Genomic DNA, 359 nt, shown 5'->3' with positions numbered 1-359 from the left:
CCAGTTCCTTCTTTGCCGCTTCCAGACCAGCTCTCTCGAAATCATTCAAAGGGCCAAGCGGGAGGATCTCCTCGGCTCCACCACGGCCAAGCCTCACTTTCGTTGCAAAGAACGGCAGTTCTGTCACCTCGGATGCAACATATGAGCATTCCACGATTCCAGCTTCGCCCCGCATAGCTCGCAAGCATGCGTCAGCGAATTTAGAAGCAGCAAAAGCCATTGACAGAGTCGCGGAGCCTGATCCAGCCTTTGCCTCCACAACTTCTGTGCCACCATTCTGTATGCGGTCTGTCAAATATCTGGTTTCATCCTGAGTGAATGAGCTCGGAGGTGTAACCTGGGAGAGGAGGGGCAATATA

At 53.2% G+C, this 359-nt stretch carries 1 protein-coding gene; it reads right to left on the bottom strand.

What is annotated here, in order from left to right; all coding sequences use genetic code 11:
• Positions 1-355: hypothetical protein (locus FWJ25_RS20865; RefSeq protein WP_497755929.1), on the bottom strand; the 355-nt coding region annotated here is incomplete at its 3' end.
• Positions 356-359 lie beyond the last annotated feature (4 nt).

Origin of the sequence: Marinobacter salinexigens (assembly GCF_008370345.1) — a bacterium.
In the GTDB taxonomy this organism is placed as follows: Bacteria; Pseudomonadota; Gammaproteobacteria; order Pseudomonadales; family Oleiphilaceae; genus Marinobacter; species Marinobacter salinexigens.
This window is presented reverse-complemented; position numbering and strand designations above follow the sequence as displayed.